This is a genomic window from Diaminobutyricibacter sp. McL0608 (assembly GCF_039613825.1).
Taxonomy (GTDB): Bacteria; Actinomycetota; Actinomycetes; order Actinomycetales; family Microbacteriaceae; genus Diaminobutyricibacter.
In genome coordinates this window covers 4152021-4175930 of the sequence record NZ_CP154826.1, presented here as the reverse complement: position 1 = coordinate 4175930, position 23910 = coordinate 4152021, and the positions used below count along the sequence as shown (strand labels likewise).

At 68.0% G+C, this 23910-nt stretch carries 25 protein-coding genes; 14 read left to right on the top strand and 11 right to left on the bottom strand.

All coding sequences use genetic code 11. The annotated features are described in order from the left end of the window. Positions 1 to 119 precede the first annotated feature (119 nt). Both AAYO93_RS20060 and AAYO93_RS20055 read left to right on the top strand, forming a co-directional pair. Positions 120 to 1022 carry a LysR family transcriptional regulator gene (locus tag AAYO93_RS20060; protein WP_345764925.1) on the top strand — a complete coding sequence of 301 codons (903 nt, stop codon included), beginning with the start codon at positions 120 to 122 and terminating at the stop codon, positions 1020 to 1022. A 9-nt stretch (positions 1023 to 1031) separates the two neighbouring features. After that, entirely contained in the window at positions 1032 to 2642 is a 1611-nt protein-coding gene (locus tag AAYO93_RS20055) for a phytoene desaturase family protein (RefSeq protein ID WP_345762962.1), read from the top strand. Positions 2643 to 2668: 26 nt separating this feature from the next. On the opposite strand, the gene AAYO93_RS20050 is transcribed toward AAYO93_RS20055, so the two are convergent. Continuing rightward, positions 2669 to 3040 carry a hypothetical protein gene (locus AAYO93_RS20050; protein WP_345762961.1) on the bottom strand — a complete coding sequence of 124 codons (372 nt, stop codon included), beginning with the start codon at positions 3038 to 3040 and terminating at the stop codon, positions 2669 to 2671. 164 nt (positions 3041 to 3204) lie between these two features. Here AAYO93_RS20050 and AAYO93_RS20045 point away from each other — a divergent pair, with 164 nt between their 5' ends. Further along, entirely contained in the window at positions 3205 to 3765 is a 561-nt protein-coding gene (locus AAYO93_RS20045; RefSeq protein ID WP_345762960.1) for an SRPBCC domain-containing protein, read from the top strand. A 93-nt stretch (positions 3766 to 3858) separates the two neighbouring features. On the opposite strand, the gene AAYO93_RS20040 is transcribed toward AAYO93_RS20045, so the two are convergent. After that, positions 3859 to 4860, bottom strand: coding sequence for a DNA-3-methyladenine glycosylase family protein (locus AAYO93_RS20040; protein ID WP_345762959.1), 1002 nt, complete (start codon positions 4858 to 4860; stop codon positions 3859 to 3861). Between the two features lie 96 nt (positions 4861 to 4956). Here AAYO93_RS20040 and AAYO93_RS20035 point away from each other — a divergent pair, with 96 nt between their 5' ends. Further along, positions 4957 to 6333, top strand: a complete 1377-nt coding sequence (locus tag AAYO93_RS20035; RefSeq protein WP_345762958.1) for an FAD-binding oxidoreductase — start codon at positions 4957 to 4959, stop codon at positions 6331 to 6333. A gap of 44 nt (positions 6334 to 6377) precedes the next feature. Here the strand turns inward: AAYO93_RS20035 and AAYO93_RS20030 are convergent, their stop codons facing one another. From AAYO93_RS20030 to AAYO93_RS20010, 5 genes are all read right to left on the bottom strand, one after another. Next, positions 6378 to 6929: an acyl-CoA thioesterase gene (locus AAYO93_RS20030; RefSeq protein ID WP_434056656.1), complete on the bottom strand. Its 552-nt coding sequence runs from the start codon at positions 6927 to 6929 to the stop codon at positions 6378 to 6380. Between the two features lie 127 nt (positions 6930 to 7056). Further along, positions 7057 to 8283: a hypothetical protein gene (locus tag AAYO93_RS20025; protein WP_345762957.1), complete on the bottom strand. Its 1227-nt coding sequence runs from the start codon at positions 8281 to 8283 to the stop codon at positions 7057 to 7059. Positions 8284 to 8423: 140 nt separating this feature from the next. Continuing rightward, positions 8424 to 9548, bottom strand: coding sequence for a bifunctional 2-methylcitrate synthase/citrate synthase (locus AAYO93_RS20020; RefSeq protein WP_345762956.1), 1125 nt, complete (start codon positions 9546 to 9548; stop codon positions 8424 to 8426). A 58-nt stretch (positions 9549 to 9606) separates the two neighbouring features. Further along, complete coding sequence (locus AAYO93_RS20015) at positions 9607 to 10326, bottom strand: HpcH/HpaI aldolase family protein (protein WP_345762955.1); 720 nt, start codon at positions 10324 to 10326, stop codon at positions 9607 to 9609. 1 nt (position 10327) lies between these two features. Beyond that, positions 10328 to 11035, bottom strand: a complete 708-nt coding sequence (locus AAYO93_RS20010) for a flavodoxin family protein (protein ID WP_345762954.1) — start codon at positions 11033 to 11035, stop codon at positions 10328 to 10330. A 47-nt stretch (positions 11036 to 11082) separates the two neighbouring features. Here AAYO93_RS20010 and AAYO93_RS20005 point away from each other — a divergent pair, with 47 nt between their 5' ends. Together AAYO93_RS20005 and AAYO93_RS20000 are read left to right on the top strand one after the other, a co-directional pair. Next, positions 11083 to 11721, top strand: coding sequence for a LysE family translocator (locus AAYO93_RS20005; protein WP_345762953.1), 639 nt, complete (start codon positions 11083 to 11085; stop codon positions 11719 to 11721). A 130-nt stretch (positions 11722 to 11851) separates the two neighbouring features. Then, complete coding sequence (locus AAYO93_RS20000; RefSeq protein WP_345762952.1) at positions 11852 to 12385, top strand: YbhB/YbcL family Raf kinase inhibitor-like protein; 534 nt, start codon at positions 11852 to 11854, stop codon at positions 12383 to 12385. 143 nt (positions 12386 to 12528) lie between these two features. On the opposite strand, the gene AAYO93_RS19995 is transcribed toward AAYO93_RS20000, so the two are convergent. Continuing rightward, positions 12529 to 13290, bottom strand: coding sequence for a polyprenol monophosphomannose synthase (locus AAYO93_RS19995; RefSeq protein WP_345762951.1), 762 nt, complete (start codon positions 13288 to 13290; stop codon positions 12529 to 12531). Between the two features lie 159 nt (positions 13291 to 13449). Between AAYO93_RS19995 and AAYO93_RS19990 the strand changes: the two genes are divergently transcribed. After that, complete coding sequence (locus tag AAYO93_RS19990) at positions 13450 to 14346, top strand: rhodanese-related sulfurtransferase (protein ID WP_345762950.1); 897 nt, start codon at positions 13450 to 13452, stop codon at positions 14344 to 14346. Between the two features lie 102 nt (positions 14347 to 14448). Continuing rightward, positions 14449 to 16032: a Na+/H+ antiporter gene (locus tag AAYO93_RS19985; RefSeq protein ID WP_345762949.1), complete on the top strand. Its 1584-nt coding sequence runs from the start codon at positions 14449 to 14451 to the stop codon at positions 16030 to 16032. On the opposite strand, the gene AAYO93_RS19980 is transcribed toward AAYO93_RS19985, so the two are convergent. Further along, positions 15998 to 17383, bottom strand: coding sequence for an LssY C-terminal domain-containing protein (locus AAYO93_RS19980; RefSeq protein ID WP_345762948.1), 1386 nt, complete (start codon positions 17381 to 17383; stop codon positions 15998 to 16000). The genes AAYO93_RS19985 and AAYO93_RS19980 overlap by 35 nt on opposite strands. Before the next feature lie 34 nt (positions 17384 to 17417). On the opposite strand from AAYO93_RS19980, the gene AAYO93_RS19975 reads away from it, so the two are divergent. The 5 genes from AAYO93_RS19975 to AAYO93_RS19955 all read left to right on the top strand — a co-directional run bounded on the left by AAYO93_RS19975 (position 17418) and on the right by AAYO93_RS19955 (position 21617). Continuing rightward, the gene (locus AAYO93_RS19975) at positions 17418 to 18191 is read left to right on the top strand and encodes an isocitrate lyase/PEP mutase family protein (protein ID WP_345762947.1); all 774 of its coding nucleotides are present in this window, start codon (positions 17418 to 17420) and stop codon (positions 18189 to 18191) included. Positions 18192 to 18222: 31 nt separating this feature from the next. Next, positions 18223 to 19125 (top strand): ABC transporter ATP-binding protein, encoded by a 903-nt coding sequence (locus tag AAYO93_RS19970; RefSeq protein ID WP_345762946.1) that lies wholly within the window; start codon positions 18223 to 18225, stop codon positions 19123 to 19125. Then, positions 19122 to 19964 (top strand): ABC transporter permease, encoded by an 843-nt coding sequence (locus AAYO93_RS19965; RefSeq protein WP_345762945.1) that lies wholly within the window; start codon positions 19122 to 19124, stop codon positions 19962 to 19964. Before AAYO93_RS19970 ends, AAYO93_RS19965 begins: the two co-directional genes overlap by 4 nt. Before the next feature lie 104 nt (positions 19965 to 20068). Further along, positions 20069 to 21091 (top strand): MDR family oxidoreductase, encoded by a 1023-nt coding sequence (locus AAYO93_RS19960; protein WP_345762944.1) that lies wholly within the window; start codon positions 20069 to 20071, stop codon positions 21089 to 21091. Positions 21092 to 21236: 145 nt separating this feature from the next. After that, the gene (locus AAYO93_RS19955) at positions 21237 to 21617 is read left to right on the top strand and encodes a DUF1304 domain-containing protein (RefSeq protein WP_345762943.1); all 381 of its coding nucleotides are present in this window, start codon (positions 21237 to 21239) and stop codon (positions 21615 to 21617) included. 87 nt (positions 21618 to 21704) lie between these two features. Here AAYO93_RS19955 and AAYO93_RS19950 read toward each other — a convergent pair whose 3' ends face one another. Beyond that, positions 21705 to 22925, bottom strand: a complete 1221-nt coding sequence (locus AAYO93_RS19950; protein ID WP_345762942.1) for an FAD-dependent oxidoreductase — start codon at positions 22923 to 22925, stop codon at positions 21705 to 21707. A gap of 52 nt (positions 22926 to 22977) precedes the next feature. Here AAYO93_RS19950 and AAYO93_RS19945 point away from each other — a divergent pair, with 52 nt between their 5' ends. Beyond that, positions 22978 to 23358: a DUF1304 domain-containing protein gene (locus AAYO93_RS19945; RefSeq protein ID WP_345762941.1), complete on the top strand. Its 381-nt coding sequence runs from the start codon at positions 22978 to 22980 to the stop codon at positions 23356 to 23358. Between the two features lie 13 nt (positions 23359 to 23371). On the opposite strand, the gene AAYO93_RS19940 is transcribed toward AAYO93_RS19945, so the two are convergent. Next, positions 23372 to 23761 (bottom strand): hypothetical protein, encoded by a 390-nt coding sequence (locus AAYO93_RS19940; RefSeq protein WP_345762940.1) that lies wholly within the window; start codon positions 23759 to 23761, stop codon positions 23372 to 23374. Between the last annotated feature and the right edge of the window lie 149 nt (positions 23762 to 23910).

Sequence of the window (23910 nt, the reverse complement as noted above, 5' to 3'; positions counted from 1 at the left end):
AGAAACTACGGCTGTGGATAACAGTGTGCGAGTAATCTTCCATTAGAAAAAGCGAATGCTTTTGAACAATATTGTTCAGTTTCATTGAACTATCGATGACATCGGCGAAAGGACCCGCGATGCTCGATGTCCGCAAGCTGCGCCTCCTGCGGGAGCTCGCCATCCGCGGCACGATCGCCGGGGTCGCCGAAGCGCTCTCCTTCACCCCGTCGAATGTCTCGCAGCAGCTCGCCGCGCTCGAGCGCGAGTCCGGGGTGACCCTGTTCCGCAGGATCGGGCGTCGCCTCCAGCTCACCCCGCAGGCCGAGCTCCTCGCCGCCCGCACCGCCGACCTCCTCGATCTTCTCGAACGCGCCGAATCCGAACTGGACGCCTCACTCGACACCGTCACCGGCGTCGTGCGGATCGCCGTGTTCCAGTCCGCGGCCCACGCGATCATCCCCGGCGCGCTGAGCATCCTCTCCGAGGAGTTCCCCGACCTCCGCGTCGAGGTGACCGAGCGTGCCCCGGAGCGTGGGCTCTTCGAAGTCTCGGCCCGCGATTTCGACCTCGTCATCGCCGAACAGTACCCGGGAAGCACGCGGGCGCTCCGTGCCGACCTCGACCGGATCGACCTCGTGACCGACGCCATCCACCTCGCGACGCCGCCCCCCTCGCTCCGCGACATCCGCGACCTCCGCGACGCGGCTGCACTCCCCTGGGTCATGGAGCCGGAGGGCACCGCAGCCCGCACCTGGGCGGTGCAGCTGTGCCGCTCCGCGGGCTTCGAACCGGATGTGCGTTTCGAGACGACGGATCTGATCGCCCACATCCGCCTGATCCGTTCGGGGAACGCGGTCGGTCTCCTCCCCGACCTCGTCTGGGCGGGGGATGCGCCGTCCGTCGCGCTCACGGAGCTTCCGGGGGCACCGCGCCGCACCATCTTCACGTCGTCGCGCCGCTCATCGGCCGCCCGCCCGGGAGTCGTCGCCTGCCGCGAGGCGCTCGCCCGCGCAGCACGACGCCATCCGGATCCGGCTTAGGCTCGGATCATGACCGAAGCCTCATCGACGAGCGCGACGCCCGCATCCGGGTCGTCGGCTGACCCCACCCACGACGTCGTCATCGTCGGCGGCGGCCACAACGGCCTCACCGCCGCCGCCTATCTGGCGCAGGCGGGGCTGAGCGTCATCGTGCTCGAGCGGCTCGAGTCGGTCGGCGGGGCGGCCGTGAGCGCGCAGGCGTTCGAGGGCGTCGACGCCTGGCTCTCGCGCTACTCCTACCTGGTCAGCCTTCTCCCCCAGCGGATCATCGACGAACTCGGCCTCCGCATCGATCTCGCGCGCAGGCGCTACTCCTCCTATACGCCGGTCCCCGGCGATCCGGATGGTATCGGCCTCCTCGTCGACAACACCGACGCCTCCGCGACGGCCGCATCGTTCGAGCGCATCGGCGCGGCCGGCGACGCGGATGCGTTCACCCGTTTCTACGAGGACACGTCCCGCGTCGCCCGGTCGCTGTGGCCGACGGTCACCGAGCCGCTGCTGACACGCAGCGAGGCCCGCGCCCTCGTCGGCGACGACGAGTTGTGGGATGCACTGATCGAGCGCCCGATCGGCGATCTGATCACGTCACGGCTGGAGAACGACGTCGTGCGCGGAGTCGCGGTGACGGATGGGCTGATCGGCACGTTCGCCAGCGCCGACGATCCCGGGCTCGCGCAGAACCGCTGCTTCCTGTACCACGTCATCGGCGGCGGGACAGGCGACTGGGATGTTCCGGTCGGCGGCATGGGTTCGGTCACCACGGAGCTCGCGCGGGTCGCCCGCGAGGCCGGCGCGCGCATCGTGACCCGCGCCGAAGTCACCTCTGTCGATCCGGACGGAACGGTGCAGTACCGGCGCAAGAAGCACGAGCGCCGCGTGGTCGGACGCTTCGTGCTGGCGAACGTCGCACCCGAAGTGCTCGACGGACTGCTGGGCGAGCCGCAGGGTCCGGATGCGCATCCCGAGGGCGCCCAGGTGAAGGTCAACCTGCTGCTGAAGCGGCTTCCGAGACTGCGGGACGCATCCGTCGACCCTGCGGCCGCCTTCGGCGGCACCTTCCACATCAACGAGACCTACACGCAGCTCGAGTCCGCGTATGCGGGCGCCGTGCGCGGGGTGATGCCGGAGCTGATCCCCTGTGAGATCTACTGCCATTCGCTGACCGATCCGAGCATCCTCGACGGCGACCTCGCTGCCACCGGCGCCCAGACTCTCACCGTGTTCGGCCTGCACACCCCCGACCGCTGGCTCAGCGAGGATAACAACGACGCGACCCGCGAACGCCTGCAGAAAGCAGTGCTCGCGTCCCTCAACTCGGTGCTCGCCGAACCCGTCGAAGACCTGCTGCTCACGGACGGCGAAGGGCGCCCCTGCATCGAGACGAAGACGACGCTCGACCTTCAGCGCGCCCTGAACATGCCGGGCGGGAACATCTTCCACGGGCCGCTCTCGTGGCCGTTCGCCGAAGACGACGATCCGCTGGCGACCCCGGCGCAACGGTGGGGCGTCTCGACGCGCCACGAGCGTGTGCTGCTGTGCGGGGCCGGCGCCCGGCGCGGCGGGGCGGTCAGCGGCCTCGGCGGCCACAACGCGGCGATGGCCGTGCTCGAGAGCTGACCCGCACGCCGCCCGGTGCTCGACGGTCAGAACGCGAAGAGCTGCCCGAGGACGATCACGAGAATGAGGAAGATCGCGACGATACCGGTCAGGATTCCGAGCGTGCGCCCTGACAACTTGGCGATGCCGAACCCGACGATGAACGGCAACGCGATGCACATGATCGCGATCACCCACCAGAACGCCTGGAAGCCGCCCTGCGACGCCGAGGCGAGACGCCCTCCGAAGAGGGTCTGGGTGGCGGGATGCGTGGCGAAGGCGATCGACGCCGAAAGCGGGTAGGCGATCAGGACGGCAACGATGAGGCCGGCGAAGAACCCCCACAGTCCGCGGTGCCCTTCCGCGATGTCGAGGCCGTGCTCCTGCGGCTTGGGTCCCTGCTTGCTCTTGCTGCTCATGGGCACAGCCTAGCGACGCACCCCACAGCGCCCGCTAGTGGCATTTTCCCGGCCGACACGGAGGTTTGGCCGTGCCCGCTGCGATTCTTCGCAGGTTCCTCCGTTTCGCCCTGCCCTTTCAGCACCGACGTGGCTACTCTGAAAGCTAAGTGGAGGTGCACATGATGCCACAGCCGACTGGTCGACTTGTTCGCAAGGATGACGGTGTCTACGTAGTCCTCGACCGGATCTTCAAAGCCCCGATCGAGGATGTCTGGTCCTGGTTCAGCCGCTCGCCGCGGCTCGCCGAGTGGGTGGGCGAATACAAAGGACTCCCCTCGACGGGCGCCCTCAAGTTCCGGATGAACGCTGAGGGCGACGGCGCCGAATGGGGCAACGTCAGCATCCTCGAATGCAGCGCACCCCATCGGTTCGCGGCCGATGTCGGTCCCGCCGGGAGCTCGTTCCGTGTCTTCTGGCACCTGAAGGAGGCGAGCTCGCACACGACGCTGACCTTCGGGCAACGGCTGCGGTCGCTGAAGGACGACGCGAACATGGGCGTCGGATGGGACTACTACCTCGACCGTCTGCTGGCTGCCCGCGCGGGCAAGCCGATGCCCGACTGGGACGACTACTACCCCGACATGCTCGACCACTACGAGAGCCTGTGCAGGGAGCTCGAGCAGGACATCCACGCCGAGCAGGTGGCCCTGCACGCGGTGAACGCGCGGGCAGCCGGCGACTGAGGTCGCACCTGTCGCGGGCGAGCGCGTCACCCCCGGACGAGAGGGACGCGCGGAACGGACGCCCTCGTCCGGAACAGGCGCACGCGACGCAGGTCAGTGGCCGCGGTGGTCCTGGATGGTCATCCGCGGTCCGTGACGCTCGTCGCGATGCCCGCTGGCCAGGATCAGGCGGATGACCCGCTGACGCTGGCCCGTCCACGGCTCGAGGAGTTCGAGCATCCCGTCGTCGTCGACCCTGCGCCCGATGAGCGCCGAGCCGACGTAGTGCGCGAGATGGTAGTCGCCGACGCTCACCGCATCCGGATCGCCGTGCGAACGCTGCAATGTCTCGGCCGCCGTCCAGACGCCGACTCCGGGCACCGTGCGCAAAAGCGCGGCCGCCTCGGCGAGTGTGGCGGCGGATGCTGTGGCCCGCTCCAGCGAGGATGCCACGGTCGCGGCCTGCACCAGCGCACGCGAGCGCCGCGGGTCGACTCCCGCGCGGTGCCACTCCCAGGAGGGGATGCGGCGCCAGGTCTCCGGCGACGGCGACACGCGCATCCCGTCGGGGACGGGCCCCGGCGCGACGTCGCCGTAGCTGCGCACGAGCCTCGCCCACGCGCGGTACGCCTCGACGCTGGTGACCTTCTGCTCGATGATCGCGGGTGCGAGCGCTTCGAACACCCGTCGCGTGCGCGTCAGGCGGATGCCCGGGTTGCGCCGCCTGCTCTCGTGCAGGAGCGGCGAGGCGCTCACGTCGAGCGCCGACCAGTCGTCGTCGCAGCCGAGCAGCTGCGGCACTCCGGCGATCGCCCACTCGGCACCCGCTCCCCACGCCCTGGCGCGGATGCCGTCGGATGCCGTGTCGAGGCGCAGTGCGACCGGGCCGTCGGGGGTGCGGAAGGTGCGCCACAGTCCGCGCGCATCCCAGACGGTCGTCGGGTCGTAGGAGCCGCGACCGAGGGTGCCGAGGGTGTGGCGGAGGTCGACCGGGGAGGCGGGACGGTAGACGGTCGAAACCGGGTGCTGGGCCGTTGCCGCGGGCGCGTGAGGTGCCGCTGCCGGGGTCGCCGGGGTCGCCGGGGCGACGGGAGGAGCCTCGGCGAGTGGGACCATGCTGGAATCGTACGTCAGCGGGTTCCGCCTCAACCGAATGCACACTCCGTGCCTGCACGGTTGCCCGGTGTCGGTGGCCGACAATAGCCTCCCAGCATGACGATTCAGATCGACACTGATTCCCTCGCGCGCCTGCGCGCGTCCGTCACCGGCACGGTCTTCGTGCGCGGCGACGCCGGCCTCGCTGCAGAAGTCGCCGGCTTCAACCCCACGCTCGTCCACGACCCGGATGTCGTGGTCGCCGTCACCAGTGAAGAGGATGTTGCAGCGGCCGTCCGGTTCGCGGCCGAGAACGGCCTGCGCGTACGCGTGCAGGCGACCGGCCACGGAGGCGGCCTTCCCATCACCGACGGCGTGCTCATCTCCACCCGGGCACTGGACGAGATCACCATCGACCCGGAGGCCGGGCTCGCCACCATCGGCGCTGGATGCCGGTGGGCTCCCGTCATCGAGGCCGGCTCCGAATACGGCCTGGCCCCGATCACCGGGTCGTCGCCGCACGTCGGCGCGGTCGGCTACACGCTGGGCGGCGGCCTCGGGCCGCTGTCACGCAGCCACGGTTTCACAGCCGACTGGGTGCGGGCCTTCCGTGTCGTGACCGCCGACGGCGAGATCGTGACGGCGGACGACACGAGCCACCGCGAACTGTTCTGGGCGCTCCGCGGCGGAAAGGGCGGCCTGGGGGTCGTCACGAGCATGACGATCGAGCTCGTTCCGCTGAAGACCCTCTACGCCGGCAGCCTCATCTTCGAGGGCGACAGCATCGAGCCGGCGCTGCGGACCTGGGTCGAGTGGGCGCAGAGCGCACCCGACCTCGTCACGTCATCGTTCGCGTTCATCGATGTACCCGATGTCGAGTTCGCTCCCCCGCCGCTGCGCGGCAAGTTCGTGCTCAGCATCCGGTTCGCCTTTCCCGGCGACCCCGCAGAAGGCGCGCGCCTCGCCTCCCCTCTGCGCGAGTCCGCGCCCGTGTCACTCGACCTGCTCGGCGAGATCCCCACGACCGCCGTCGGCACCATCCACAACGATCCCGAGGCGGGCGGCCCGGACTGGATCCGCGGGCTCATGCTCGACTCGATCGACCAGGACCTGGCCGACGAGCTGCTCCGGCTCGCCGGGCCGGGAAGCGGCACGCCGTTCGCGGCGGTCGAGGTGCGCCAGCTCGGGGGCGCGACCCGACGCGACCCGGCGGACGGAACCTCCGTCGGCGGCCGCGACGCCCAGTTCACGATGGGTCTGATCGCACTCGATCCGTCGACGTTCGCCGAGCGCGCACCCGAACGCGCCCAGGCGATCTTCGACGCGGTGGGCGGCCGCCGCTCGGCGATCACGAATGTGAACTGGTCGCGCGGGCTGATCGATCCTGCGGAGTTCACGACCACGTGGCCGCCGGCCGTCTTCGACCGGCTGGCCGCTGCGCGCACCACGTACGACCCGAGCGGCGTGTTCGCGTTCGGACCCGCGGCCGAGTAGCCGCGCAGTTGGCACCGGGCACCGTGCCCGGGTCTGCGCAGAGCTCAGTCTGCCCAGACGCTGGGTGCTTCGGCGCGCGTCGACGGGAGGGCAGCATCCGCACCCCACTCGACCAGCCACTGCGGAACGCTCGCGTCGTGCGGAACCGGTCCGACGGCCTCGAGCAGTTCGTCGATCGGGACGACGCCGCCGCTCTTCCGGAGGAACCGTGCGCGGATGAACGCCTGGGTGTAGATCTCGCCATCAACCGTGAACCGCTGTTCCATGTACGCAGCCTTGTCGTCGAGACCGAGCAGACGGGATTCGACGACGAAGCGCTGCCACGGGTTCAGCGATTTGCGGAATGAGATCGTCTCCGACGCCACTACCGGATACCAGTTCTTCTTCTTGAAGATCGCCCAGACGCCGTTGCGCGTGAAGAGATCGAACCGGCCGACATCCGCGATCGACAGGTACACGCCGTTGTTCATGTGGTTGAGGATGTCCAGGTCGGTGGGCATCACCCGGAACTTCGTGTAAGCCACGTCATAGTGGCCGAGCCGCGGGCCGAAGCGGGACAGGATGGCGTGGAGCATCGTCCGGAAGATCATGTGCACGGCGTCATGCTACCCATCACCCAACGGATGCTCACGTTCGCTGTCGAAACCCTCCAACCCTTGCTGCGCGTCGTGACCGCGCGCTTGTGGGCGGGGTTGTGTGGTGAAGTCGGCCGGTGATCGCAGCCTATTCGGGTGCCGATCCCGCCTGGACCCAGTACCGGCAGAGCGACGACTCGATCACACCGCCGTCGGGTGTCGAATCGTTCTGGTCGGGCGTCGGGCAGTAGTTCGAGTCGAACAACGCGATGGGTGTGTCGTCGCGGAGTCCGGTGCTCCCAGCCTGCGGGTGGTCGTCGCCGTCTGCGAAAGGTCGATCGTACAACCCGATACCGACGGTGACCCGCTGCCCGAGATCGTGTGCCGGCTTTCTGATCGCGTCGACGAATGCAGCAAGGGCCGGCCACGCCACCGTCGACTCGGGCGACGACGGCGTTCCCGACGTGAACGCCTCGGACGGGTCGACCCCGAAGATGCGGGCATTGACTTCGTTGAAGCCTCCGCCGGCTGTCTCAGGAGCATTCCGATAGAGGTAGACGAACTCGTCATTGGATGACGCGGCCGGCCAGGCGCCGTTCAGCTTCTGACCCAGTTCCACGAGACCCGCATCGGGGAAGCCGAAGTTCGTTTCGAGCGTGACGCCGCCGGCAGGACCGGCGCCTTCGCGGACATACGGGGTGTCCCCTCGGGCCGGAATGGTGACCTTCCACGCCATGGATCGAAGCCGCGGCGACAAGGTCGACCGGAGCGACCGCAGCTGTTCGGAGGTGCTGTTGACGACGATCCGCTCAGGCTGATTGGTCCACAGATCGCTCGAGACCAGTTCGAGCTGGGCGCCGTCGTCGACTTCGCTCCGAGCGGTCATCCAGTCGCTCACCGTCTCCGCGAACTCCGACGCCGTCGGCAGACCGTACACCGGTTCCATCGTCAGCTGCGCGCCGGTCGTTCTGGTCGTCGAATAGACGTCGGTGCCGGGCTTCTGGTTCGGCGCGTGCGGCATCACCAGGTAGTCGACCTTGACGTCGGCATCGTCCCTGACCTTGATCGTGTTCTGGAAGATGTACGCGTACGTCTCGTTGATGTCGCCTTCGGTGCATCCGGGCTTCAGACCGACCTGGATGATCGCGCTCTTGCGCACGTCGACACCGCCCCCGTCGGAGAACGAGCGCGCCCAGGCCACGCAGTGCATGGATCGCACATGCGAGGCGGCCCCGCCGACATCGGGAGGCTGGAACGAGGTTCCGAACACCCAGACGAAGAAGGCGACGCCGGCCACGACAGGAGCAGTGGCGAGCGATGCGACGACGATCAGGATGATCGCCCAGATGGGCATCCGCGGCTTCGAACCAGTCATCGGTCCTGTTTCTATCAGACCCGGCGCCTGCTTCCGGTCAGGCTGGCCCCACCTCACGGGCGAGAGTCGCCGATCGCGCCGAGGCGACCCGGTCTACCGGCGACAGTCGGCTCCACCGGCGATTCTCGGTGAAACGCGAGCTACTCGAGGTGGCGCTCCGGCTCGCCGGTGTACTGGGACAGCGGGCGGATGAGCGAATTGCCCGCATACTGCTCCATGATGTGGGAGGTCCAGCCGGCGATGCGCGCCGCGGCGAACAGCGGTGTGAACGTCTCGGTGTCGAAACCCATCAGGTTGTAGGCCGGACCCGACGGGTAGTCGAGGTTCGGCTTGATGCCTTTGCGCTCATCCATCGCCGACTCGAGCGCCGAGTACAGGTCGAGCAGCTCCTGCCGGTTGTAATGCTCGACCAGCGAGTCGAGGGCGGCCTTCATCGTCGGCACTCGCGAGTCCCCGTGCTTGTAGACCCGGTGACCGAAACCCATGATCTTGCGCTTGGCCGCGAGCGATTCGTCAAGCCAGGCGGCGGCGCGGTCTGCCGTGCCGATCTCGTCGAACGTGTGCATCACAGCTTCGTTCGCGCCGCCGTGGAGCGGCCCCTTCAGGGCTCCGATCGCGCCGGTGACCGCCGAGTACATGTCGCTCAGCGTCGACGCGATCACTCTGGCGGTGAACGTTGACGCGTTGAAGGAGTGCTCGGCGTACAGCACCAGCGAGACGCGGAAAGCGTCGACGACGACCGCATCCGGAATCTCTCCGAACGTCATGTAGAGGAAGTTCTGCGAATAGTCGAGGTCGTCCCTCGGCTCGATCAGGTCGAGCCCGCGGCGGCGACGCTGCTCGTACGCGACGATCGTCGGCAGCTGCGCCAGCAGGTAGACGGCGCGGCTGTCGTTGAGTTCGGGATTCAGGATTCCTCCGGGCTGGAGGAGGGTGGGGTCGAACGCGCCGAGCTGGCTGACCGCGGTGCGGACGGCATCCATCGGATGCGCGGTCACCGGCAGGTCGTCGATCACGCGTCTGGTGCGCGGATCAAGGGGCCGCAGCGAACGCTCGAGCGCCTCGAAGGCGACGAGCTGATCCGACGAGGGAAGGTCGCCGTGCAGCAGCAGGTACGCCACCTCTTCGTATGAACACCGTGCGGCGAGCTCCTGCACCGGGTAGCCGCGGTAGAGCAGGGAATTCGTCTCCGGGTTGACGCTCGAGATGGTGGTCGTGTCGACGACGACGCCGGCGAGACCTTTGTGGATCTCCTGATCAGCCATGATCTGCTCCCTGCCCGAGCGCCTGGTGGGCGCGCGATGTCGAAGTTGTACGAGAAACCTACCGCGTGCGGCCGGGTGGCAACGGAGCAGCGGATGCGAGGAGGGCGCCGGCAGCGCCGAGTGCGAGGATCCCGGTGTCGGTGTCGACGGCGACCCAGTCGAAGCCGTGCTCCCGCAGGTGCACCGCACGCTCGGGCGCTCCCGCGTACGCGCCCGCGATGATGCCCGCGTCACGGCAGGCCCCGACGATGCGCCGGAGGGGCGACGAGTCGCTCGTGTCGGCGATCAACTCGTTGACCTCCATGCCGAGCGCGAGACTGAGGTCGAAGGGGCCCACGAAGATCATGTCGACGCCGGGGGTCGCAGCGATCGCGGCGACCCGATCGAGCGCATCCGCCGTCTCGACCATGACCGCGCAGAGCGGCGGGCGCGACGGGTCGATCTCGTAACCGGCGAGCGGTCCCCAGCTGCGGATGCCCTTCGGCGGGTGATGCGCTGCGGCGACCGCAGCGGCAGCCTCATCGGGGGTGCTGACCAATGGGACGATCACGCCGTCAGCACCCGCATCGAGCGCGCGGCCGATCAGGGTCAGGTCGTTCGCCGCGACCCGGACGAGGATCGTCGCTTTGGGCTCACGCCGCAGACTCAGGATGTCGCGGATGCTCCGGTCGTCGTGGTGTCCGTGCTGCGCGTCGATACCCACCCAGTCGAAGCCGAGACCTTCGAGAGCGGCTGTCATCCGGACGTCGCCGAGCGTCGCCCACACTCCCGCACGCATCTCAGCGGTACTCCGGGTTCGCCTCGAACCCGAAACGTTCGCCGTTGTCCCACTGCGACCGCAGGTTGCCGAAAGCGGGGAATCCGCCCGTATCCTTGAGCATCCGGGCCATGTGCATCAGGTTCCACGCCATGAACGTGGTGTTGCGATTCGTGAAGTCGTTCTCCGGGCCGCCCGAGTCTTCGTCGAGATAGCTCGGTCCAGGTCCGATCTCGCCGATCCAGCCTGAGTCGGCCTGCGGAGGGATGACGTAGCCGATGTGCTGCAGGCTGTAGAGCAGGCTCATCGCCGAATGCTTCACGCCGTCCTCGTTGCCGGTGATGACGACACCGGCCGTCTTGCCGTAGTAGACGTACTGGCCTTTCTCATTGAACATGCCGCTCATGGCATACAAGCGCTCGATGACCTGCCGGGTGACGGATGAGTTGTCGCCCAGCCAGATCGGGCCGCCCAGCACCAGGATGTCCGCCGCCTCCACCTTCGGCCACAGCTCCGGCCAGCCGTCGTGATCCCAGCCGTGGGCCGTCATGTCCGGATAGACACCGGTCGCCAGGTCGTGGTCGATCGCACGGACCGCGGTGACTTCGACGCCCTGCGCTCTCATAAGGGCGATCGACCGGTCGAGGAGGCCTTGCGTGTTGCTCACCTCCGGGCTGCGTTTCAGCGTGCAGTTGATGAAGATCGCGGTGAGATCGCTGTAGTCCGTCACAGTTCGGATCGTACGCCGCTGTTCACCGCCGGGTCTACGATGACGGGATGGTTCCTGGGCCCTCGCTCCTCGCGTTCGCGCTCACCTCCCTGGCGCTCATCGTGATCCCGGGGCCGAGCGTGCTCTTCGTGATCGGACGCTCGATCTCGCTGGGCCGCCTGGGCGGGCTCCTCAGCGTGCTCGGCAACGCGCTCGGGATGCTCCCCCTCATCGTGGCGGTCGCGGTGGGCGTCGGGGCCGTGGTCGCGCAATCGCTCGTCCTGTTCACGATCATCAAGTTCGGGGGGGCTGCGTATCTCGTGTATCTGGGGATCCAGGCGATACGACATCGCCGCCACACGGCCGTCACTCACGAAGCGACGCCCGACCCTCAGTCGCGGTACCGGATCCTCGCCGAAGGCTTCTTCGTCGGGCTGACCAACCCCAAGACGCTCGTCTTCTTCGTCGCGGTTCTGCCGCAGTTCGTGGACTACAGCGCAGGGTTCATCCCCCTCCAGATGTTCGAGCTCGGACTCGTCTTCTTCGTGCTCGCGCTGCTGTGCGACAGCACGTGGGCGATGGTGGCGGGGACCGCCCGCCAGTGGTTCGCCCGCTCGCCGCGGCGGGTGGAACACCTGGGCACAGCCGGCGGTGTGATGATGATCGGCCTCGGTGGAGTGCTGGCGCTCACCGGCAACAAGCACTAGCCCCGGCAGCGCTGTTCGTGCCCCACCTTTCTGAACGCGTGCACACGTTGCAACACGGGCACCCGTTCAGAACCTGTGCGTAACGGAAGCATTCTGGACGGAGCGGAGCCCCGCGCGTAGCGTTGCGACCATGACCGTTGAAGACCCGTTCGCACGCTTCGGCGTGGTGCCCCTGTTCACCCTGACGAGCGATGACGTCGCCGACGACACGCCTCTCGACCGCGCCCAGTGGGGCGCCGGAGGGGGCGGAGGCGACGTGTCGCCACAACTCTCCTGGAGCGGGTTCCCGCCCGAGACGAAGAGTTTCGCCGTCACCATCCACGACCCGGATGCGCCGACCGGCTCCGGTTTCTGGCATTGGGCCGTCTACAACATCCCGGCGTCGGTGACCTCGCTCGCCGCGGGCGCGGGAGCTGCAGGCGGGGCCGCGCTCCCGGCCGGCGCCGCGATGCTTTCGAACGAGATGGGCGGCAAGAGCTTCACGGGTGCAGGGCCTCCGCCCGGGACGGGCACGCACCACTACAACACCGTCGTGCACGCGCTCGATGTCGACCGTCTCGACCTCGACCCGTCTTCGACCCCGGCGATCCTGGGCTTCAACGCGCATTTCCACTCGCTGGCGCGCGCCGTTCTCGTGCCGATCGCCACCTCCGGCGACATCTGATCCCGCGCCCGAGGACGCTCGCCGCACTAGCTTCGTCCCGGCGCACTACGTCTACTTAGTGCGCCGGGACAGAACTAGTGCGCGCGCCCACAGACGCGCGCGAGCCGGCAGCGTGCGCGAGCGCACAACGCGGACGCGAGCCGCTACAGCCCGACGGTCGTCTCGACGGGGTCTGCCGGTTCGGGACGTCGCCGGAACCGGCGCGGAAGTCCGGTGATCCCCCACCCGGTGACACGGACCATCGCCTCGACGACGATGCCTGTCGTCATCTTCGAGGCGCCGTGCTCCCGCTCGACGAACGTGATCGGAACCTCGACGATGCGCAGGCCCGCGTCGAATGCCCGTCGGAGCATATCGATCTGGAAGCAGTAGCCCTGGCTTTCGACGTCCTCGAAGTGGATGCGCTCGAGCGCCGCCGCCGTGAACGCCCGGTAGCCGCCGGTCACGTCCCTGACCGGAACACCCAGCAGGATGCGCGAGTACATGCTGCCCCCGCGCGAAAGGAACTGCCGGCTCGCCGGCCAGTTCTCCACACCGCCTCCGGGGACCCAGCGCGAGCCGAGCACCACATCCGCCGATTCGCTCGCCTCGAGCAGACGGTGCAGCTCTTCCGGGCGGTGCGAGCCGTCCGCATCCATTTCGACGATGCGGTCGTAGCCCGCGTCGAGACCCCAGCGCATGCCTTCGCGGTAGGCCGCGCCAAGCCCTTCTTTGCCGGCTCGGTGCAGGACCAGAACGTGGTCGTCCGCTGCCGCCAGCGCATCCGCGATGTCGCCTGTGCCATCCGGTGAGGAGTCGTCGACGACGAGTACGAAAACGTCGGGGGTGGAGGTCCTGACCCGCCCGACGATCGACGCCACGTTCTCGCGCTCGTTGTAGGTAGGGATGATGACGAGCGTGCTCATGGCATCCCTCTCCTTACATTTCCAGCGGTGCGATGAAAACATTCTTCCAGCATCCGGCGACGTCTGCCTCCATCACATCGTGGCATCCTGTGCGTTCGCTCTCCACCGTGAGAATGGGCGCTGAGAGTCTTCTCAGTCGCCTGCGCCTACCATGGTGCGGTGTCCGTTCCGAAGATCCTGCTCTACTACGTCTTCACGCCGATCGCCGACCCTGACGCGATCCGGCTGTGGCAGCGCGACCTGTGCGAGTCGCTGGGTCTGCGCGGGCGCATCCTGATCTCCGCTGACGGAATGAACGGCACTCTCGGCGGCGATCTCGCGGCGGTCAAGCGCTACCTGCGCAAGACGAAGGACTACCCCGCGTTCAAGAACCTCGACGTCAAGTGGAGCGAAGGCACCGGGCTCGACGACGAAGGCCGGAGCGTCGACTTCCCGAAGCTCGTCGTGAAGGTGCGCGATGAGATCGTGAGCTTCGGAGCGCCTGGTGAACTGGTCGTCGACGAGCACGGTGTGGTCGGCGGTGCGACGAAACTGCAGCCGCGCGAGATCGAAGCGCTCGTCGCCGACCGCGACGACGTCGTCTTCTTCGACGGCCGCAACCGTTTCGAGGCGCAGATCGGGCGGTTCAGGGATGCGGTGGTTCCGGACGTCTCGACGACCCGCGAATTCGTGGCCGAGCTCGACAGCGGCAAATACGACCACCTCAAAGACAAGACGGTGGTCACCTACTGCACTGGCGGCATCCGCTGCGAGGTGCTGTCCGGGCTGATGAAGTCCCGCGGATTCGGTGAGGTGTACCAGCTCGACGGCGGCATCGTCCGGTACGGCGAGACGTTCGGCGATGACGGCCTGTGGGAGGGCTCGCTCTACGTCTTCGACAAGCGCGGCTCGGTCGACTTCAGCGACCACACGGCTGTGCTCGGCCACTGCGTCGTGTGCGGCGAGGCGACGAAGCGGATGCAGAACTGTGCCGACCTGTCGTGTCGCGAACAGCTCGTGGTGTGCGAAACGCATGCCGGCACGGCCCGCTGCACCGCGCATCCGGTGACCGCCTGACCTGATCGCACCCGCACCCGCCTGATCGCTGTGGGCGGAATGCCGGGCGCTTTCCGGCGGAAGCAATGGCGCGCGGCGCGCGTTGCGGCCATCATGGGCAGCATGGATCCGGTCGCAACCATCGTCTGGATCGTGTCGTTCGTGCTGGTGACCGTGACGGTCACCGGGGTTTCGCGACGGGTGGGATGGTCTGCGCCCGTCGTACTGGTCGCGGTCGGCGCGGTCGTCTCCTTCATTCCCGGCGTGCCGCAGGTTCAGATCCAGCCGGAGCTCATCCTCTACGGGTTGCTCCCTCCGCTGCTCTTCGCGGCAGCCATCCAGACGTCGTTCGTGGATGTCCGGGCCCGCCGCGACGGCATCCTCCTGCTTTCGGTCGGCCTCGTCGTGTTCACGGTCGTCGTCGTCGGGTTCGCCACCTGGCTGGTCGTCCCGACTCTGACCGTCGCGGCAGCGTTCGCCTTCGGGGCGGTGGTCGCGCCCACGGACACGGTCGCCGTGACCGCGATCGCCGGCCGCCTGCACCTGCCCCGACGTCTCGTCACCGTGCTCGAAGGCGAGAGCCTGCTGAACGACGCCACCGCCCTGGTGGCGCTCAACGCGACCATCGCCGCCATCGTCAGCGTCGTGAATCCGCTCGCGATCGCAACGGACTTCGTCCTGGCCGTCGTCGTGGGCGTGGCTGTCGGTCTGCTCGTCGGCTACGTGCTGGCGAACATCCGCAAGCAGCTGCGAGCGCCGGTCCTGGACACGTCACTCGGACTGATCACGCCGTACCTCGCCTTCATTCCGGCGCAGTTCCTGCACGGTTCGGGGATCCTCGCGGTCGTCGTCGCCGGACTCTACCTCGGCTTTCGGTCGCCGACGATCCAGACCGCGGAGGCGCGGATCGCCGAGACGATCAACTGGCGCACGATCTCCTTCCTTCTCGAGAACGCCGTCTTCCTCTTCATCGGACTGGAGCTCGCCGGTATCGCCACCGGCGCCTTCAATTCCGGAATCACCGTGGGGCGGACGATCGCCGCGAGTGTCGTGGTGCTGTTCGCCCTCTTCCTCGCCCGCCTCATCTGGATGGTGCTGACGACCACGCTGTACAAGTACGGCCCACAGCGGTTGCGGGAACGGGGGTGGAACTGGGCGACGAGTATCGCGGTGTCGTTCGCGGGCATCCGCGGCGTGGTGACCCTTGCCGCTGTGTTCCTGCTTCCGCCGCAGACACCCGACCGCGAGTTCCTGCAGTTCCTCGCCTTCATCGTGGTCGTCGGCACTCTTCTCGAAGGGCTGGCGCTCCCCTGGGTCATCCGACGTCTGAAGCTGCCGCCGCCCGACTTCCGGCAGGAGTCCGGAGAGATGCAGCGCCTGCTCGCCGAGGCGCAGACCGCAGGGCTCGCGAAGCTCGAGCAGGAGGTGACCGGCGACGAGGATGAGCGCGTGGTCGAACGCCTGCGCATCAACGCGGTGTTCCTCGCGGATGCTCTCGAGAACCCGACCCCGGTCGAGGGCGGCGAGGACGCGCAGTACGCCTACATGCGGCTGCGGCGTTCGATGATCAAGGCCGAGCGCTCGGCGGTGCTCGACGCCCGCTCGGAAGGCCGCTACCAGGAGCTGGCCGTGCGGTCGGTGCTCGCTTTCCTCGACGCCGAGGAGTCCGCGCTCAAGTCGTCGGGGCCGAAGAAACCGTTGAACTGACGGGCTCGCGAGCCGGCTTGCTGCGCACCCGGCGCGCCCACATCCGCGCGCGCTGACTCGACAGTGCGAGCACGACCAGGATGTCGAGCGGCAACCCGAGGATGTTGTTCTGCAGGGTGAACTGCGCGCCACCGTTGAAGAAGTCGATGGCGGAGAGGATGATCGCGAGACTGCTGAGACTCATCGCGATGATGCGCGCGCGATCGCTACCCCGGTAGACGAGGATCGCCATCCACAGGTAGAGCAGTAGCCATATCCCGACCGCCGCGAGGAAGATCGCGACGATCCAGGTCGCCGTGGCCTGGTCCTCGGGCGTGAGCGACGGGGTCTGTGAGAAGACTTCGGCCTGCAGGAAGCCGCGGAAGTCGACGACGGTGAGGCCGATGAACACGAGCCCTGCGACGACCCGGAGCAGCATCAGCAGGAAGCCGAGGGTGGTCGGGATGGGTCGCGCCTGCACACGTGCCAGCCGCGCCGCCGCGACCTCCCGTGCGACATCGATCGATTCCTTGCCGGCGATGACGTGTCGCACGTCGATCACGGGCAGGTCGCCGTCGGTCTCGATGGTGTCGCCGCCGCCGTTGCGTGCGTGGTAGCCCGTCGAGAAATCGCGCAGGAGCTCGACCTCGACGGGCGCATCCCGAGCCGTGAGCGACGAGACGATGTGGTCGCGCTCGACGTCGGTGTTGGCGTCGATCTTGTGCGTGATCTGCAACGTGAAGAGCGAGAAGCCGACCGCGCGGTCGAACGTGCCCGCCGCCAGCCACTCAACGCTGCGCCCTCCCGGCAGCAACCAGCCGTCGGGTGTGCGCCAGAACCGCACATGGTGACGTTTCGCCGGGTTGCCCTCCACCTCCTGCTGGTACGCGAGGTCCTGCTGGTGACCGAACAGGAAGAGCGGGCTCACCGGCGCCTCGTCATAGCTGCGACGGAGCAGGGTCGACGCGATGATGCGGCGGCTGCTCGCGAGGGTGACATCGTCGGCGCGGATCCAGTTCGCCCGGCGCATCGCAGCATCCACCTGCGCGTCCGACCCGATCAGCGCGAGGTTGATCGGGTCGCCCAGCAGGCCATCGCTGGTGCGCGTGCGCCCGATGAAGTAGTCGGGCACGTAGATCGAGGTCAGGATGCGGTGAAGCCGCGGCAGCACCAGGTAGGCGAGCATCACCCAGAACAGCAGGAAGAAGAGGATGAGGAACCAGCCCCATCGGAAACTCTCGGTCAGGACGATGACGGCGAGCCAGACCGCCGAGACACCACCGAAGATGAAGAAGAGATTATCGGCGACGACGTGCGGCGACCGGGAGCGAATGATTCGCGTCCTGGTCTTGCCTACCGACGTCTGCGGCATGCGCTCATCGTATGCCTCCGCCTAGGCTCGATCCATGAACATCCAGGAGAAGGGCGCCGAGCTGCGCCGCCTGCACGACGACGCCGCGCTGCTGCAGCTGGTCAACGTCTGGGATGTCGCCTCCGCACGCGTGATCGCCGGGCTTCCCGGGACGCGTGCGCTCGCGACCGCCAGCCACTCCATCGCCGCGATGTACGGCTATGAGGACGGCGAGCACATCCCGCTCGACCTCATGCTCGAAGCGGTTTCGCGCATCGTCGCCGACACGGAGCTTCCCGTCACTGCTGATCTCGAAGCCGGCTACGGCGATGCCGGCGAGACCGCGCGGCGCGCGATCGGGGTCGGCGTCGTCGGAATGAACCTCGAAGATCAGCTGAAGCCCCTCGACGAGTCCGTCGCCGCGGTGGCGGCGGTCGTGCGCGCATCCGACGCCGAGGGCGTACCTTTCGCACTGAATGCGCGAACGGACGCGTTCCTGCGCGGCACCGCGCGCAGCGTCGACGAGAACGTCGCAGACGCGATCGAACGCGGCCGAGCCTTCCTCGACCAGGGCGCGACGTGCGTCTTCGTCCCCGGGCGGCTCGATGCCGAGACCGTCGCGCGCCTGGTCGCCGGAATCGGCGAGCGCAAGGTCAGCGTGATCGGGCATCCGGGGTCCCTTCCGCCCGCCGAACTCGAACGGCTCGGTGTCGCCCGAATCTCGTACGGACCATGGTCGCAGCGCGTCGCACTCACCGCGCTGGCCGATGCCGCGGAATCGCTGTACTCAGGCGGTACGCTGGCGGCGAGCACCCGCATCCTGAACTGAGCGGGCGCGCCCGAACCGAGAGGGGTTCACGTTGCCGACCGGCGTACCGATCGAGATTTCCGGCCTGACCAAACACTTCGGCCCCATCGCGGCCGTCAACGACTTGAGTTTCACGGTGGAGCCCGGTCGGGTCACCGGGTTCCTCGGACCGAACGGCGCGGGCAAGACGACGACGCTGCGCATGCTGCTCGGCCTGATCACCCCGACGACAGGCACAGCGACGTTCGGCGGCGTGCCGTATGCGCACCTCGAATCACCCTTGACGTCCGTCGGAGCGGCACTCGAGGCAGCGAGCTTCCACCCGGGACGGACCGCACGCAATCACCTGCGTGTGTACGCCCAGGCGGCCCGCCTCGACCCGGCGACGGTCGGCACCGCGCTGCAGAAAGTGGGGCTGAGCGACTACGCCGACCGGCGCGTCGGCGGATACTCGCTCGGCATGCGGCAGCGGCTCGGCCTCGCGTTCGCGCTCATGGGCGACCCGGGGGTGCTGGTGCTCGACGAGCCGGTCAACGGCCTCGACCCTGAGGGCATCAAATGGATCAGGCTCTTCCTGCGCGAGCTCGCCAACGAAGGCCGAACGATCCTGATCAGCTCGCACCTGCTCTCCGAGGTGCAGCAGAGCGTCGACGAAGTCATCATCATCGCCAAGGGCGAGCTCGTGCATCGCGGGACGCTCGCCAGCCTCGACCCGGCGGGCGGTCCGCAGACGATCGTCGAGTCCCCCGACCGGCCGGCACTCATCGGCGCGCTCCGCGCATCCGGTTTCACCGTCTCGGAGCTGCGCAGCGGCGTGCTCGTCGAGGATGCGGAACCCGCCCAGGTGGGACACGTGGCGTTCGTCGCCGGCATCGAGCTGAGCTCCCTGCATCGGCATCGATCGGGACTCGAAGAATCGTTCCTCTCACTCGTCGGCGAAGGAGGCTCGCTGTGAACGCCTTCATCGCCGGTGTGCGCTCGGAATTCACGAAGATCGGCACGACCCGCATGTGGTGGCTGCTCGCGATCGTGCTGTTCCTCTACATCGGGCTGATCTCGGGAGGCCTGGCCACGCTGTTCGGGCTGATCTCGACAGGCAAGATCACCCGGGGCAACGGCGGCAACGAAGGCGCGGCGGCTGCGATCTTCCACAACCTGGCCCCCGTCGTCTACAGTTTCGCGACCTCGGTCGGCTACGTGTTCCCCGTGCTGCTCGGCGCACTGGCGACGACAGGCGAATACCGTCACCAGACGCTGACGCCGACCTTCCTCGCCAACCCCCGGCGCGGGCAGGTCCTCGGGGCGAAGGTCACCTCCACCTTCATCGTCGGTGCGGTCTACGGAGTCGTCGCGCTGGTCGCTGCGGTCGGCATCGGCGCGCTCGCGCTCTCCATCGTGGGGGTCGACACCGCTCTCGGCGACTCCGCGATCTGGGCGCAGATCGGGCGTTCCATTCTCGCGATGGCCCTCTGGGCCCTCATCGGGGTCGGGCTCGGCACGCTGGTGCCCAACCAGGTCGCGACCATTGTGATCGTGCTGGCCTTCACCCAATTCGTCGAGCCGCTTCTGCGCCTGGCGACATCGTTCTCGGAGGTCACGGCGAACATCGGCAAATTCCTGCCCGGTGCCGCCAGCGATGCGCTCGTCGGCGCCAGTGTGTTCACGATCTCGTCGCCGGCCGCAGCGACCGCGGCGGCACTCGAGTGGTGGCAGGGCGGGCTCGTGCTCGCCGCCTACGCCGCGATCTTCGTGATCGCGGGGTACTTCGTGAGCTGGCGCCGCGATATCAGTTGAGAATTGCGCGCTGGGGTCATCCTCGGCAGCGCAGCTGCCTCGGCGCTGGCGTCGCGGGATCGCAGTGCGATCCTCTCAGCTCCAGCGCGCGTATCGTAAAACCCATGACCGAGTTCCGCGCGATCGTCATCGAACAGGACACCGAGGCGGGGCGCATTCTCGCCCACACTGCTGAGGTTCGACGTCTGACCGACGCTCTGCTCATGCCGGGTGCGGTGACCATCGCTGTCGAGTATTCGGGACTGAATTTCAAGGACGGACTCGCGATCGCCGGGAAGCCGGGCGTCGCCCGCATCTCGCCGCTCATCCCCGGTATCGACCTGGTCGGTACAGTCGAAGCGTCGGATGATCCCCGCTGGTCGCCCGGAGACCGCATCGTCCTCAACGGCTCGGGCATCGGCGAGCGCCATCACGGGGGCCTCGCCGAGCGGGCGCGCGTGGACGGTGGCGCGCTGGTGCGGGTTCCGGATGCGCTCACGAGCGAGCAGGCGGCAGCGATCGGCACGGCAGGGTTCACGTCGATGCTCGCCGTGCTGGCGCTCGAACGGAACGGCGTCACACCCGAGTCGACACGGGATGCTGGGTTGAGCATCCTCGTCACCGGCGCGGCAGGCGGGGTCGGGTCGGTCGCCGTAGCAATCCTCGCGAAACTGGGTTACCCGGTTACAGCTTCGACGGGGCGTGTGGCGGAGGAATCCGCGTATCTCGAGCGACTGGGCGCCACGTCGATCATCGACCGCGCCGAACTCAGCGACCCCGGCAAACCGCTGCAGAGCCAGCGCTGGAGCGGCGTCGTCGACGCGGTCGGCAGCCACACCCTCGCGAACGCACTCGCCCAGACGGTCTACGGCGGAACCGTCGCCGCGTGCGGACTGGCGCAGGGTGGCGACCTGCCTGCGACGGTGATGCCGTTCATCCTGCGCGCCGTCACCCTCGTCGGCATCAACTCGGTGGATGCGCCGCTCGCCCAGCGCGAGACGGCCTGGGCACGGCTGGCGACCGACCTCGACCCGGAGCTGCTCGCCGGGATGACCACGTCGATCCCCCTCGCCGACGCCGTGCCCATGTCGGCCGAGATCCTCGCCGGGCGTGTCCGCGGACGCACCGTCGTCGACGTGCGGGCCTGACCTGCGCGTCCGCGCAGCGCCCATCCGCACGCCCCCATCCGCGCACCCGCCCCCGCCCGCCCGCATCCGCGAGCACAGGAAAAGGCCGCTCATCATGCGACTTCAAGCCGCCTTTTCCTGTGCTCGCCGGCAATAGCATGAGCGCATGATCATCCTTGCGACCGTGTTCGTGACCCTCGCCGCCGCGCTCCACGTCGGCATCTTCATCATGGAGAGCATCAGCTGGACGCGACCGACGATCTGGAAGCGCTTCGGGGTGGCGAGCCAGGAGGCCGCGAACACCACCCGGCCGCTCGCCTACAACCAGGGCTTCTACAACCTGTTCCTCGCGATCGGAGCCGTCCTCGGCCTGATCTTCTATGGGATCGGGATGCACGCCTCGGGCCTCGCGCTCATCCTGTTCACCACCGGCAGCATGGTCGCCGCCGCCATCGTCCTGGTCACCACCGGCCGCGGCTACCTGCGCCCCGCCCTCGTTCAGGGTGTCCTCCCACTCCTTGGGTTCGTCCTCATCCTGCTCTCGTAGCCGCCGAGCACAGGAAAAAGCACGCTATCAGGGCGGCAAGGCCTGCTTTTTCCTGTGCTCGCCGGGCATGCCGCTCCGCGACGCGAATCAGCGGAGGGACGGGTCGAGGTGCTCCGGGCGGAAGCCGCGCCCGATCATCCGCGCGGTGAACAGCTGCACGAGCGGCATCGCCAGGCGCAGCAACCAGCGCAAAGGCGCCGGCATCGGGTTCGGGAGGATGGCGCGACCGCCCGACTGCGCGACCACCCGGTGCACGCGCAACTGGATGCTCTGCATCCGCCTCACCGGGGGCAGCCGGCGATCCTGCACCGCGGCGAGCGCCGCATCCGGAACCGCCCCCGCGCGCAGCCCGGCCGCCAGGAGGTTCGCCGTGGCCACCGCATCCTGGATCGCGTAGTTCACTCCCACGCCGAAGACCGGCGACATCGCGTGGGCCGCGTCGCCGATGCAGAGAAGGCCCGGCCGGTGCCACGTCTCCAGACGGTTGACCTGCACCGAGAGCAGCTTCACCTGGTCCCATGACGTGATCGAGCCGACGACCGGCGCGAGGAACGGCGCAGGGTGGGCGACCGCCTTGCCGAACGCCTCGAGTCCGGCCGCCTGAAGCTCGGCGAAGTCGCCTTTCCGGATCACCATCCCGCTCTGGTAGTAGTCGCCGCGGTCGATCGTGAGCACCATTCCGGTCTCGTCCAGGTAGGCGAGCGTGGTCGGCGGGACTGCATCCGGTTTCGGCAGACGGAACCAGAGCACGTCGATCGGGACACCGAATTCTGTCGGCCGCAACCCGGCGGCCGCCCGCACGGCCGAATCGCGGCCGTCCGCGGCGACCGTCAGCGTGCCCCGGATCTCCAGTTCGTCGTCTGCATCGGATGCGATGATCCCGCGGACCGCGCCGCCCTCGACGATCACATCCGTCGCCCCCGTGTTCATCAGCAGGTGGAAGCGCTCATAGCGCTCCCCCTCCTTCGCGAGGAAGTTCAGGAAATCCCACTGCGGCGCCAGCACGAGAAAGTCGTCGGGCGGCCGGAGACGCCCGAAATCGATGGGATGCAGTCGGTTGCCGTCGATGACGGCGTCCAGGGTGCGGATGCGATTGTGCGGCAACTGCAGGAAACCGTCGCGGAGGCCGAGCTCGCCCAGCAGGCCGATCGTTGACGGGTGGATGGTGTCGCCGCGGAAGTCGCGGAAGAAGTCACCGTGCTTCTCGAGCACGACGACATCGATGCCGTTGCGTGCGAGGATCAGCCCGAGCATCACACCGGCCGGGCCGCCGCCGGCGATGACGCAGTCGGTTTCGATCAGTTTCATCGTGACCTCCGCCTCATCGGGGAAGCCTAACCGCCGAGCGTATGCTCACACCATGGCCATCATCGGATCGATCCTGATCGCGGCCGCAGCGGTCGTCCACCTCGGGATCTTCGGGATGGAGAGCGTGACCTGGTCGTCGCCGAAGGTGTGGCGCAGGTTCGGCGTCGCGTCGCAGCGCGATGCGGATGTGGTCCGTCCGATGGCGTACAACCAGGGCTTCTACAACCTGTTCCTCGCCGGGGGCGCCGCGGTCGGCCTCGTCCTCTACTGGACGACGCTGCGCGACGTCGGCTTCGGACTCGTGTTCTTCAGCGCGACCTGCATGGTGCTCGCCGCCGTCGTGCTACTGACCACCGGACGCACCTACGTGCGCGCCGCGCTCATCCAGGGCGTGCTGCCGCTCGCAGGGCTTGTGTTCTTGATGCTGGCGTGAGGGTCGCGTAGCGCTATTCGATGCGTTCGCCGCCGGGCTGGCGGCTCGCGTCGTCGACGACCCGGAGCGCTTCGATCAGTTTCGCGGCGTGCGGCGTGGACACGATGACACGCGCGTACTCCTCGCCCTCGAGATCGAGCACGACGGCGGCGCGCTGCTTGCCCTTCAGCAGCAGGAAATCCTTGCCCCCGTGGAACTTCCACGTCCCGACTGCGAGCGTCAGCGGCACGGCAGCACCCGGAGAACGCACGCCTCTGATCCAGATCCACGGGTCGTCGGTGATCGCCACGGACCGGATGCTGTCCCGCGGGATCACGAGGTCGACCCGCCGGAATGCAAGCGCTTTCTCAGCGGTGGTGAGGCGGATCTCCAGTCGGTCAGGGTGAACATGCAAATCGGCCATGGTCCTAGTCTGCCCGGTCACGAACATCAGCCCGACAGGGTTACCGAACCGTTACGCGCAAGTATGTTGCCAATGTCACCAATTTGGCCCAAACTTTAGAAGCCATCGCTCACAGCCGAGCGTGGCCATCGAGGAGTGTCCTCCTTCAG

What these genes read in the sequence shown, in the direction of transcription:
- AAYO93_RS20035 (WP_345762958.1), top strand. Translation starts at nt 4,957, where the DNA reads ATGACGATTCAGATCGACACTGATTCCCTCGCGCGCCTGCGCGCGTCC.
- AAYO93_RS19985 (WP_345762949.1), top strand. Translation starts at nt 14,449, where the DNA reads ATGGATCCGGTCGCAACCATCGTCTGGATCGTGTCGTTCGTGCTGGTG.
- AAYO93_RS20040 (WP_345762959.1), bottom strand. Translation starts at nt 4,860, where the DNA reads ATGGTCCCACTCGCCGAGGCTCCTCCCGTCGCCCCGGCGACCCCGGCG.
- AAYO93_RS20015 (WP_345762955.1), bottom strand. Translation starts at nt 10,326, where the DNA reads ATGCGTGCGGGAGTGTGGGCGACGCTCGGCGACGTCCGGATGACAGCC.
- AAYO93_RS19960 (WP_345762944.1), top strand. Translation starts at nt 20,069, where the DNA reads ATGACCGAGTTCCGCGCGATCGTCATCGAACAGGACACCGAGGCGGGG.
- AAYO93_RS19955 (WP_345762943.1), top strand. Translation starts at nt 21,237, where the DNA reads ATGATCATCCTTGCGACCGTGTTCGTGACCCTCGCCGCCGCGCTCCAC.
- AAYO93_RS20020 (WP_345762956.1), bottom strand. Translation starts at nt 9,548, where the DNA reads ATGGCTGATCAGGAGATCCACAAAGGTCTCGCCGGCGTCGTCGTCGAC.
- AAYO93_RS19975 (WP_345762947.1), top strand. Translation starts at nt 17,418, where the DNA reads ATGAACATCCAGGAGAAGGGCGCCGAGCTGCGCCGCCTGCACGACGAC.
- AAYO93_RS19995 (WP_345762951.1), bottom strand. Translation starts at nt 13,290, where the DNA reads ATGAGCACGCTCGTCATCATCCCTACCTACAACGAGCGCGAGAACGTG.
- AAYO93_RS20050 (WP_345762961.1), bottom strand. Translation starts at nt 3,040, where the DNA reads ATGAGCAGCAAGAGCAAGCAGGGACCCAAGCCGCAGGAGCACGGCCTC.
- AAYO93_RS19945 (WP_345762941.1), top strand. Translation starts at nt 22,978, where the DNA reads ATGGCCATCATCGGATCGATCCTGATCGCGGCCGCAGCGGTCGTCCAC.
- AAYO93_RS20025 (WP_345762957.1), bottom strand. Translation starts at nt 8,283, where the DNA reads ATGACTGGTTCGAAGCCGCGGATGCCCATCTGGGCGATCATCCTGATC.
- AAYO93_RS20060 (WP_345764925.1), top strand. Translation starts at nt 120, where the DNA reads ATGCTCGATGTCCGCAAGCTGCGCCTCCTGCGGGAGCTCGCCATCCGC.
- AAYO93_RS19980 (WP_345762948.1), bottom strand. Translation starts at nt 17,383, where the DNA reads ATGCCGCAGACGTCGGTAGGCAAGACCAGGACGCGAATCATTCGCTCC.
- AAYO93_RS20005 (WP_345762953.1), top strand. Translation starts at nt 11,083, where the DNA reads ATGGTTCCTGGGCCCTCGCTCCTCGCGTTCGCGCTCACCTCCCTGGCG.
- AAYO93_RS20055 (WP_345762962.1), top strand. Translation starts at nt 1,032, where the DNA reads ATGACCGAAGCCTCATCGACGAGCGCGACGCCCGCATCCGGGTCGTCG.
- AAYO93_RS20045 (WP_345762960.1), top strand. Translation starts at nt 3,205, where the DNA reads ATGCCACAGCCGACTGGTCGACTTGTTCGCAAGGATGACGGTGTCTAC.
- AAYO93_RS19950 (WP_345762942.1), bottom strand. Translation starts at nt 22,925, where the DNA reads ATGAAACTGATCGAAACCGACTGCGTCATCGCCGGCGGCGGCCCGGCC.
- AAYO93_RS19940 (WP_345762940.1), bottom strand. Translation starts at nt 23,761, where the DNA reads ATGGCCGATTTGCATGTTCACCCTGACCGACTGGAGATCCGCCTCACC.
- AAYO93_RS20000 (WP_345762952.1), top strand. Translation starts at nt 11,852, where the DNA reads ATGACCGTTGAAGACCCGTTCGCACGCTTCGGCGTGGTGCCCCTGTTC.